Consider the following 1,496-nt stretch of genomic DNA (forward strand, 5'->3'; position numbering starts at 1 on the left):
GGCAGCATCCCGCCGGCGACGCCGCCGCGACTGCCGCCACCCGCCGCCGCGCCACGGGCGATCGCCGGCGCGTTCGTTCCCGACGAGGTTCTGGTGACGCTCGACGGGGGAGCCGGCGTTGCGGCCGAGGTCGCCGCGCAGTTCGGGCTTCAGGTCCGCTCAACCCGTGTTTCCAGCCTGCTCGGACGGACGGTGGCGCGGTTCGGCATTCCCGATGGCCGCCCGGTCGGCTTCGTGCTGGCGCAATTGGCCGGCGACGGCCGGCTTGCCGCGCGCGTGCCGAACCACATCTTCCAGCTTCAGCAGGCGACGGGCGTGGTCGGCTATGCATTCGAGCGCATCGCGCTCGACGCGTCGAAGGTCAGCGGCGAGAATGTCAGCGTGGCGGTGATCGACACGGCGCTTGACCCGGAGCATCCGGCTCTTGCGGGCCGGGTGGCCGCGACGTTCGACGCGCTGCCCGACATGGCGGTGAAGGACCGCGGCCATGGCACCTCGATCTCGGGCCTGATCGCCGGGCACGGTTCGTTCCAGGGCATGGCGCCGGGAGCGCGGCTCCTGCATGCGCGCGCCTTCGAGAGCGGCGTGTCGAGCACGGACGTCCTTCTGGCAGCGCTCGACTGGGCAGCCGACGAAGGTGCCGAGATCGTCAACATGAGCTTCGTCGGGCCGGAGAACTCCCTGTTCTCCGCCGCCTGCCGCAATGCCATGGAGCGCGGCATCGTGCTGGTGGCGGCGGCCGGCAACAATGGCCCAGGCGCGCCGTTCGGCTATCCCGCCGCCTATGACGGGGTCATCGCCGTGACGGCGACGGATGTGCACGACAAGCTGATGCAGCAGGCCAACCGCGGCCGCTACATTGATCTGTCCGCCCCCGGGGTCAACGTGATGGCGCCCATACCGGGCGGTGTGGACGCGGTGACAGGCACCTCTTTCGCAGCGGCCATCGTCTCGGGCACCATCGCCAATCTGATGCGCGCCGGCGAAACCGCCGACCCGCAGGCCCTGGCGGCGCTTCTGGCCAGGACCGCGCTGGACCTCGGCCCACCCGGCCGCGACGAGGATTTCGGCGCCGGGCTGATCAACGCACAGGCGGCGATGGCCGGGCGCTGAAGGCGCCGCCGTCAACGCCGGTAGTCGAGATTCACGGAAAAGCTGATCGTGCTGCCGCCGACGCCTTCGGGCGGTTTCGGATAAGGCGCGGCGCGGCGGGCGGTGGCGAGGGCTTCGCTGTCGAGAACGGCGTGGCCCGAGCCCTGGCGCAGCCGCGCTCCGGCGAGCCGCCCGGCGCGATCGATGGTGATGGTCAGGCGCGCGGTGCCGCTGGCCCGGGCGTTTCGCGCAGCATCGGGATAGCGCTTGTAGCGCTGGACGTGCCCCAGGAGACGGCGCGCATAGGCGGCTTGCTCGCCTTTGCTGGCGCCGCCCTTGCGACCGGCGTCGCGCGGCTTTGCCGCCGGTGGCGGCTTTGCCGGCTGCGCCGCGGCTTTTGCCTG

The 1,496-nt window shown here is 71.7% G+C and carries 2 protein-coding genes; one reads left to right on the top strand and one right to left on the bottom strand.

All coding sequences use genetic code 11. The features are described from left to right. Positions 1–6: 6 nt before the first annotated feature. Positions 7–1,113 carry a S8 family serine peptidase gene (locus tag NUU27_RS25310; protein WP_374568171.1) on the top strand — a complete coding sequence of 369 codons (1,107 nt, stop codon included), beginning with the start codon at positions 7–9 and terminating at the stop codon, positions 1,111–1,113. Positions 1,114–1,124: 11 nt separating this feature from the next. Here the strand turns inward: NUU27_RS25310 and NUU27_RS25315 are convergent. After that, positions 1,125–1,496, bottom strand: a 372-nt coding sequence (locus NUU27_RS25315) for an energy transducer TonB (protein WP_257765058.1), incomplete at its 5' end; no start/stop codon positions are given.

Source organism: Nitratireductor sp. ZSWI3 (genome assembly GCF_024655565.1).
Classification (GTDB): Bacteria; Pseudomonadota; Alphaproteobacteria; order Rhizobiales; family Rhizobiaceae; genus Nitratireductor.